The sequence below is a fragment of the Pseudovibrio sp. POLY-S9 genome (assembly GCF_001431305.1).
Lineage (GTDB): Bacteria > Pseudomonadota > Alphaproteobacteria > Rhizobiales > Stappiaceae > Pseudovibrio.
In genome coordinates this window covers 1-6,917 of record NZ_LCWX01000218.1, presented here as the reverse complement: position 1 = coordinate 6,917, position 6,917 = coordinate 1, and the positions used below count along the sequence as shown (strand labels likewise).

The window sequence follows — 6,917 nt, the reverse complement described above, 5'->3', positions numbered from 1 at the left end:
CGTGTTCATGAACATGCTCAAGGTTTGCAGCACATGCTTTGTGGTCGCCGGAAGTTCAGACTGGCAGAAGGCTTGCCGCCAATTCCATGCCTTTCGGTCTCCGCTCATGTCCAGCCCTCCACTTCCATTTCAGGAGACTTGAGCATGTAGTCGTTTCGCCTGAGCTTTGCGCCCGCAGCATCGTAGCGCCGCACACCGACCCAGCCAGCCTGTTGTGCCCTCTTGAGGTGCTTGGTCACCACCGGTTTGCTCAAGTTGGCCCGCTCTGCCAGATCGCTAACGGGCACCGTAAAAACCTCACCAACGCCGCCGACAAACAAGCTCAGTGTATGCAGTACTAAGCAGGTGCCGGATTCCATGTGGTATTGCGAGAACTCGCGCCGCCACTCTTCAATGTTTCGAAATTCACGCACTGCAAGCCTCCATTGTTTCAGGGAGAGAAAACAAAGGGCCAGGTTGATCCTGAAGTTCAGGGCCAGTAGCCAGTTCTAGGTCATTTAGCTTTGAAAATTGCCCTTTGGAGCCGGGAGGCACCCAGATGAGCTGGGTAGAGCTTGCCTCATGATCTGTCCGAAAAATGATCCAGCAATACGCCGTTGCAGTGGACCCTTTGGGATCATATCGCCCCTTATGGATCGGCACCCTTTCAGCAAAAACCGCCACGATTGCAGGCGGATGAACCATAAACAACGTTGCAACGCGTTCGATGGTTTCCAGCCATCTCAATGGAACGAGCACAGCAACACCTCGCTTGGGCTTATGAGCTAATGCACGTTCCACGAACTGCTGAGCCAACATGCCAAAGGGCGGATTGGTGATAATCCAATCAAAGGTTCCGGCAGGGAATTGCCACTCAGGGAGCACTGTCAGGAAGTCCCAAAACTCCCCATGTGCATCACCAAATCCACGATTGAACAGATCGGATGCCCAAACCAAATCAAAGTATTCTCGGAGCGGGATCGCCATATGCCCACCACCACAAGCACATTCCCAAACCTTCAACGGCTCCCAACCCGCCTCGCCAACTTGCTTGATGCGCAAAAGCAATGCGCACAGAGCACGCGTTGCCCATGGTGGCGTAGGAAAATAGTCGCCAAACTTCTCAGGCTCTACCCGAGACGCCATGACCGCTCGTAAGTTCTTAGGAGAGCTCATGCAGCAACCCTCCCGAGGGATTCCGTAGATCGACGTTCAGGTGAATGCGTGTTGCAATCAGCATCGCAAAAAGATGCAGAGAGCCTTGCCGGATGCGCCAACATAGCAAAGCTCTCTGCGCACACTGGCAGGAAAGGAACGGCCAGCATGGGTGGAACTCTATCAAGGTATATTGATGGGTATGAAAGTCTGCTTGAACAACATGTGGAGTTAGCCGCAGAAAACGCTGCATACAAAGTGCTTTTGAGCGCGGTGAGAACTTTGCCCAACGATCAGTTGGTAAGCATTCGAAATGCCATATCCCGCGAAAAATGCTCTGAACCAAAAGCAACTGATGAAACAAGCCTGTTTCAGGCTCTGTTAGCAAGGTCGTACAACTATCATCTAGAGCTATTACAGGACCAAGTACTAGCTGAGGAACTCGATTAAGAAGACACCACCTGACCTGTTCAGGCTTGTGGGTAGGGCTTTGCTCTGCCCACGTATTCTGAGTGTTCATGCCAAACCTCCCGCGAAAACCACGTCTCGACTCTCGGGGCTTGGCCTGCTGGAATTCCACTCAATTAAGGAGAGGAAAGATTGATGGGCGAGTATTTTATATTGCTTGTTATAGTGGGCACCCTTGTCATTCTCTGGCGAGGTTTCAGCACGGGCACTAAAAACATTTCTTATCACGCAGAGACAAGAGCACCTGCTTTCCCTAGAAAGTCTCCCGCCCTCATCGGGTGTAATCTGGTGATCGGATACACAAATGCAAATGGCGAGGAAAACGAGTTCTATATCACCGTCAAGACAGTCCGTAAGCCGCCGGAGGAACTGGGAGGGAGTTTCATATATATTGACTCCTACTGCCACGATCTTGATGAGGAGCGAACTTTTCGCAGTGATAGGATCGATTGGCTGCGGAACGGTGAAGACACCCCTCTTATCGAAGGCACAGCGGCTCAAACTTGGATCGAAAGCCGAGCCAAAATCCCTATCTTGTTGGAAATTTGAAGCACACATCCGCTCTACCCCTCTTCAGCACGCAAACGAAGAGCGTAAGGCCAGTGAGCAACTTCATTGATGAGTTCAAAAATGGTCGTGCAGCGGACTCTCACTGCGTGATGTGCAAAAGTTACACGAAGTTCATCAGATATAAACACGACACCAACTCTCTCAAAAGATGTGTTGCGTGATGAGGCTGGCTGTGTTGGAGATATCGTCTCTCTAGCAGCCGACTCCTACCAATCAACTCTTAGCAACAGGGAGGTTTTCTTCATCGGTCAATTGCAGTTGCTCCAACATGAAAAGCTGGTAAGACCTTTCGAGAACGGCAGTTTTCTCAGAGAAACCATCCCGTTCAACACGAGAGACGCAGCTTTGAGAGCACCCAAGCGCACGCGCCATCTCCACCTGAGTAAGCTTAGCTTTCATTCGAATTTCGGTAGGCTCTAGCATCGCTATAAAATCCCGTGGGTATAATATTTACTCGACACGTGTATTTTCAATGCCAGATGCATAGTCCAAAGTCAACACCCAATGCATAAAGCCGATTGGCACTGTGGAGCTATGGAACCACACGAAAGACTTAGAACAGCCCGCTTCAATGCAGGCTTTAAAACAGCTACAGCAGCCGCCAAGTCTCTTGGCGTCAACGTTAGCACCTACTCAAGCCACGAGAACGGCTCTAGGGCATTCGGTCATGAAGAGGCTGCTCACTATGCCCGCCGCTTCAAAACATCTCCCCAGTTCCTTTTGTATGGAGAAGGCCGATCACCCGATGATGCAAAACCAGACGCTGATGACCTAACACACAGCCTGCTGGGTGAAATGGCGAACAATTCTGATAGACCACAAACGGATAAGCTTGACTTAGAGTTATTCTTAAAGTCTTTTGAAGAAGGAATAAGACTTGAAGAGCAAATTCTTGATGGCAGGGGTAGCATTAGAGATTTATCTATTATAGTTGAAAATATTTATAACGCTGCAAAGAAGAAAAAGACTGATAAGTGATATTTTTTAACTGAAGGATACTGTCCTAAAGTTTCGCTACGCGCTCTAACCATAAGTACCTAAAGAGAGACCATATGGACAACGAAAGCGCACTATCACTGATCTGGCATCGTCCAACCTTCTCACACAAAGAGGAAGTTTTGGACCTTATTAAGACCGCCGAAAAGTACGACCTAATCACACCACTTAAGATGATGTGTGTTAATCTTTACGATTGCCCCTACATCGATTTACTAAGCGAAAAGCAGCAAAAAGAAGTAATCAACGCCTTTCGCCCCGCGCTGGTTCTGGCGTACACACAACAGAAACAGGAGCAGGAAGTTGCTTGAGTACACCAAGAGGCGCCCCGCTACTGCACTCATACTCGAAGAGTTGAGCACAACGGGTGCACAGCTTTTGCACATCTGGAATAAATCCAATGGGCACCTCTCACCCGAGTTCATCGATTACGCACGCAAAGTACTACTCATGGCGCCACCTGCCACCCCCAGCGACAGCCCTGACATTCTAATGATAGGCAACGACAGCTTCGCACGTCACGTGTTCGGGGCGGACTGGGCTCAACACCCAACCAGAGCCAGAAAGGCGATGTCACTGACATATCGACAATTGGTGGCAAGCAGTTATTGGAATGCACACCAGTCAAACAAGCCAATTTTTGACCTGATCGGCGCAAACCTTTCCGACAATAACTATCGCGAGTATTGCAGACTAATCCTGCCCGTACATTCACGAGCAGGAATTTCACAGCTTGTAGTTTTCACGAAAGAGCTACCTGATCAATCATCTCGCGCTATATCACTAATCAACTGATTCAGAGCGTATGAAGGGTTTGCACAAAACGCCACCCCCTTTGGAAAGTCTCGAGACGGCACCTCAAAGCGAATGCCATCTGACTGACCCACCAACCATCCCCAGCGCGCTCCATTTCCATTCAAGAAATCAGTGGGACGCATCCAGCAATAAATCCAATCAAGTCGCCAAAGATCAAAAGCCATAATCTGCGCGAACTCCATCAATCTGCGCGCGTAACCCCGTTTCCTGAGATCTGGCCTTATCCAAAGATCGCCCAGGTATCCAACCTGCCCCGAAATACGCTTCGCGATCTCAGGCTGAACATTCGTCACCTGTACAGGATTGCCATCAACATCAACATATCGCAATCGCCAATAAGTGGCCAAGAAGTCCGACAACGCCAACCCTTGCAGCGGCTCTAGCCTAATTGCCGCAAACCCACATAAATGCTTCTCACCAACTAACCTCAGCCCTAGCCACGCAACATTCTCTTTACTCTGTGCGTTGAGAGAATATGCAAAATGCGGTGTAAGCCCGCCCTTAGCCTCGGGCAAAGCCTCTTCAGCAGCGGCAAACGATTCCCCCTGAACAATCTCAAAGCCGTTTTTCTCAAACTCAGAAATCAGCTTAGCAGCTGCCTGATAGAGCACTAAACGCGCCACCATATTGGTACCTCCAAATACCCAAAGAGCAATTGGATGCAGATATCCACATAAAACCTAACGAAATTACCCCTTAAATCTAACAATCAACATAGTTTGACTCGTGTCCTAAATTCATTTTTCGGACGCTGAGCATAATATTTATGCCATACGCATTGACAATTGCGTATACTCAGAGCATATTTTTTACACTGACTGTGTGGATTTGAATATCATGACCGAATTTGAAGCAATTAAGCTTCTTCGTGAACATCGAAGAAAACTGTCTCGACTTCCAGCTGGCTCATTAGTCCGTTTTCGAAGGAGCCCGCCTGAAGACTTAGGCCGATGCAACATCGGTATTGTGCAACGAGATGCAGCCCTTAGTGCTGTGGTCGTTCTCTACATCGATAGCGACAACCAACCTCAGCAAGCAGTAGCAGCAGTTTCAGATTTATTTATCGCAGAGGGTGAACGAGATGACATCTCAGATTGATGACAAAAAGGTGCGGGACACACGCGACGATCTACAACCGGGAATTGACAACCTGACCAGCCAGATCAAAAGCGCCGCGGTGTCTGACACAGATAAAGCAACTCTCGCTTTGCGTGCAGGGAAGGCAATCGTCTCAAACGTTGCAGAAGAGATCTTGGTGAACCAGTTCGCCGAGACACTCTCAAAGGAAGATGAAGACACCACCGCCTAACACAAAATAGAGAGAGAGGGCCCTGCTCTGTCTCTCTATCTCCAAAAGGGAGTATTTCGATGCATAGCGCCACAATCATTCAATTCCCTGCGACTAAACAGAGCCCAGCTCAAGCACCCTCCAAAACCGTACAGCAAGTCGGCGAAGAAGCGCTCACCCAGACAAAGGACGCTCATAGAGACCTCTGCACGTTCCTCTCTGACTTGAGCTTCATGGTCAAAGAGACCCCGCAGGATCGCCGCGCGATCAGCGCTCGCATCCTCGCCATGCACGAAACACTCACCAACGCCGATATCGCGCTGGTGAAGATGCTTCAGCAAATGGAAACCGCAACTCCAGCAGGCACTCTTTAGGACCTCCAACACTTCACCTCTTCGCTCCCCTCAATCACGAGGAACAGTCCCATGAATAGCATTGAGAAAGTCGTATCTAGTAATCTCTGCCGCGAGATCCTGTTCCACGTGAACGAGGCCGCGAAGCTATCCGTTCTGGTGGTCTTCGCCATAGTGCTGTTGCTCCTCGCCCCCGCCCTTGATGAAACAGTAATCGAGGCAAAACAGAGCATCTCCTCTGAGTTCATCAGCACCCAGCTTTCCTCTTTTGACGCCCTAAACGAACGCTAGAAGGTTCATGCGCCTATGAAACGTAAAGCGACACTTCAGAGCGAGCTTTTCGCTCTCCCGATTACACGCCCGCATCACGAACTCATCATTGACGCCTTCGCAGGTGGTGGTGGTGCCTCAACAGGCATTGAGATGGCAATCGGCAGGTCACCAGATATCGCAATCAACCATTGCGACAAAGCCCTAGCCATGCATGAGCAGAACCACCCGGACACCATCCATCTGCCTCAAAGTGTTTTCGAGGTTGACCTGCCAGCCTACACAAACGGACGTCCCGTCGGCTTCCTTTGGGCATCACCAGACTGCCGCCATTTCTCCAGAGCAAGCGGAAAGAAGATCCTCTCTCCCCAGGTACGCATGCTTGCATGGGCAGTGGTCAAGTTTTGCCAAAACCTAGGCAGAAACCGACCACGCGTAATCGCACTTGAAAATGTGGTCGAGTTCTTAGACTGGGGGCCACTCGATGAAAAAGGCGAGGTTATCAAGGAACGTGCTGGCGAAACCTTCAATCAGTGGTGCACCGCGCTGCGCAAGCTTGGTTACAAGATCGAGTTTCGCAAACTCAAAGCCTCAGATTATGGCGTCCCAACAATCCGAAAACGCCTCTTCATCGTTCTGCGCAGGGATGGAAGAAAAATCATCTGGCCATCGATCACACACGGAGACCCAAGTTCTAAGGGCTTCGAAGGTTCTTGCTTACTCCCTTGGCATACCGCAGCTGAGTGCATTGATTGGTCAATTCCTTGCCGGTCAATCTTCGAACGCAAGAAACCTCTTGTCGAGAACACCTGCAAACGCATCGCCGCTGGCATCAAGAAGTTCGTGATTGAGGCTCAGCAACCGTTCATCTTGAACATGAGCCATGGCGGCTACTTCGAACCACTCACTCGCCCGCTGACAGCTATCAAAACAGAAAGTGGCGGATGCCGAGCTTTGGTTGTGCCTTGCATTGATCGCCAGTTTGGCAACTCCAGATGCGCTTCAATTACTGACCCAATCGG

12 protein-coding genes are annotated in these 6,917 nt (G+C 50.0%); 8 read left to right on the top strand and 4 right to left on the bottom strand.

Features of this window, described 5'->3' with window-relative positions:
• Nucleotides 1-104: 104 nt before the first annotated feature.
• Both PPL9_RS22450 and PPL9_RS22445 read right to left on the bottom strand, forming a co-directional pair.
• On the bottom strand, nt 105-413 hold the full coding sequence (locus PPL9_RS22450; protein ID WP_152986794.1) for a winged helix-turn-helix transcriptional regulator: 309 nt from the start codon (nt 411-413) through the stop codon (nt 105-107).
• On the bottom strand, nt 406-1,155 hold the full coding sequence (locus PPL9_RS22445; protein ID WP_200962358.1) for a hypothetical protein: 750 nt from the start codon (nt 1,153-1,155) through the stop codon (nt 406-408). The genes PPL9_RS22450 and PPL9_RS22445 overlap by 8 nt, the downstream gene beginning before the upstream one ends.
• Before the next feature lie 48 nt (nt 1,156-1,203).
• Here PPL9_RS22445 and PPL9_RS22440 point away from each other — a divergent pair, with 48 nt between their 5' ends.
• A complete protein-coding gene (locus tag PPL9_RS22440) occupies nt 1,204-1,584 on the top strand; it encodes a hypothetical protein (protein ID WP_057464819.1) in 381 nt (126 codons plus the stop codon).
• Between the two features lie 153 nt (nt 1,585-1,737).
• Nucleotides 1,738-2,151, top strand: a complete 414-nt coding sequence (locus tag PPL9_RS22435; RefSeq protein ID WP_057464818.1) for a hypothetical protein — start codon at nt 1,738-1,740, stop codon at nt 2,149-2,151.
• 234 nt (nt 2,152-2,385) lie between these two features.
• On the opposite strand, the gene PPL9_RS22430 is transcribed toward PPL9_RS22435, so the two are convergent.
• Complete coding sequence (locus tag PPL9_RS22430) at nt 2,386-2,571, bottom strand: helix-turn-helix transcriptional regulator (protein ID WP_057464817.1); 186 nt, start codon at nt 2,569-2,571, stop codon at nt 2,386-2,388.
• A gap of 105 nt (nt 2,572-2,676) precedes the next feature.
• On the opposite strand from PPL9_RS22430, the gene PPL9_RS22425 reads away from it, so the two are divergent.
• Both PPL9_RS22425 and PPL9_RS22420 read left to right on the top strand, forming a co-directional pair.
• Nucleotides 2,677-3,150 (top strand): helix-turn-helix transcriptional regulator, encoded by a 474-nt coding sequence (locus tag PPL9_RS22425; protein ID WP_057464816.1) that lies wholly within the window; start codon nt 2,677-2,679, stop codon nt 3,148-3,150.
• A gap of 74 nt (nt 3,151-3,224) precedes the next feature.
• On the top strand, nt 3,225-3,479 hold the full coding sequence (locus PPL9_RS22420) for a hypothetical protein (protein ID WP_057464815.1): 255 nt from the start codon (nt 3,225-3,227) through the stop codon (nt 3,477-3,479).
• Nucleotides 3,480-3,929: 450 nt separating this feature from the next.
• On the opposite strand, the gene PPL9_RS22410 is transcribed toward PPL9_RS22420, so the two are convergent.
• Nucleotides 3,930-4,610, bottom strand: a complete 681-nt coding sequence (locus PPL9_RS22410; protein ID WP_057464813.1) for a GNAT family N-acetyltransferase — start codon at nt 4,608-4,610, stop codon at nt 3,930-3,932.
• A gap of 455 nt (nt 4,611-5,065) precedes the next feature.
• Here PPL9_RS22410 and PPL9_RS33590 point away from each other — a divergent pair, with 455 nt between their 5' ends.
• From PPL9_RS33590 to PPL9_RS32095, 4 genes are all read left to right on the top strand, one after another.
• Entirely contained in the window at nt 5,066-5,293 is a 228-nt protein-coding gene (locus PPL9_RS33590) for a hypothetical protein (RefSeq protein WP_208981011.1), read from the top strand.
• 59 nt (nt 5,294-5,352) lie between these two features.
• Complete coding sequence (locus PPL9_RS22400; protein ID WP_057464812.1) at nt 5,353-5,646, top strand: hypothetical protein; 294 nt, start codon at nt 5,353-5,355, stop codon at nt 5,644-5,646.
• A gap of 51 nt (nt 5,647-5,697) precedes the next feature.
• Nucleotides 5,698-5,916, top strand: coding sequence for a hypothetical protein (locus tag PPL9_RS22395; RefSeq protein WP_057464811.1), 219 nt, complete (start codon nt 5,698-5,700; stop codon nt 5,914-5,916).
• A 15-nt stretch (nt 5,917-5,931) separates the two neighbouring features.
• The coding region (locus PPL9_RS32095; protein WP_161831423.1) for a DNA cytosine methyltransferase at nt 5,932-6,917 on the top strand (986 nt) is incomplete at its 3' end.

Excerpts from the sequence above, each read along its gene's own strand:
- PPL9_RS22430 (WP_057464817.1), bottom strand. The coding sequence starts at position 2,571 with ATGAAAGCTAAGCTTACTCAGGTGGAGATGGCGCGTGCGCTTGGGTGC.
- PPL9_RS22410 (WP_057464813.1), bottom strand. The coding sequence starts at position 4,610 with ATGGTGGCGCGTTTAGTGCTCTATCAGGCAGCTGCTAAGCTGATTTCT.
- PPL9_RS22400 (WP_057464812.1), top strand. The coding sequence starts at position 5,353 with ATGCATAGCGCCACAATCATTCAATTCCCTGCGACTAAACAGAGCCCA.
- PPL9_RS22420 (WP_057464815.1), top strand. The coding sequence starts at position 3,225 with ATGGACAACGAAAGCGCACTATCACTGATCTGGCATCGTCCAACCTTC.
- PPL9_RS22435 (WP_057464818.1), top strand. The coding sequence starts at position 1,738 with ATGGGCGAGTATTTTATATTGCTTGTTATAGTGGGCACCCTTGTCATT.
- PPL9_RS33590 (WP_208981011.1), top strand. The coding sequence starts at position 5,066 with ATGACATCTCAGATTGATGACAAAAAGGTGCGGGACACACGCGACGAT.
- PPL9_RS22395 (WP_057464811.1), top strand. The coding sequence starts at position 5,698 with ATGAATAGCATTGAGAAAGTCGTATCTAGTAATCTCTGCCGCGAGATC.
- PPL9_RS22445 (WP_200962358.1), bottom strand. The coding sequence starts at position 1,155 with ATGAGCTCTCCTAAGAACTTACGAGCGGTCATGGCGTCTCGGGTAGAG.
- PPL9_RS22425 (WP_057464816.1), top strand. The coding sequence starts at position 2,677 with ATGCATAAAGCCGATTGGCACTGTGGAGCTATGGAACCACACGAAAGA.